This is a genomic window from Carboxydothermus pertinax (assembly GCF_001950255.1).
GTDB classification, from domain to species: domain Bacteria; phylum Bacillota; class Z-2901; order Carboxydothermales; family Carboxydothermaceae; genus Carboxydothermus; species Carboxydothermus pertinax.
The window spans coordinates 1-215 of sequence record NZ_BDJK01000073.1 but is presented as its reverse complement, the minus strand read 5'-3'; the positions used below and the strand labels follow the sequence as shown (position 1 = coordinate 215).

The 215-nt window shown below is 39.1% G+C and carries 1 protein-coding gene; it reads left to right on the top strand.

Features of this window, described 5'->3' with window-relative positions:
- On the top strand, window positions 1-215 hold a 215-nt coding region (locus cpu_RS14075; protein WP_501161798.1), incomplete at both ends, for an IS110 family transposase.

The following is a 215-nucleotide window of genomic DNA, read 5'->3' as shown; positions in this document are numbered from 1 at the left end:
TTTATGGACAACCTTGGTGAAATTGTTTCTAAACGCCAGAAGTTTTCTAATGATAATCCTGGCCTTGAAGCTTTGATTAATCTTGTCCTCGATATTTGCCATTCTAATAGCTTTGAGCGCGTTGTTATTGGATTGGAGTCTACTTCAGTCTATAGTTGGCATTTGCAAATGGGTCTTGCTTCTAATTATCAGCTGGCAAGTTATCACTGCCAGGT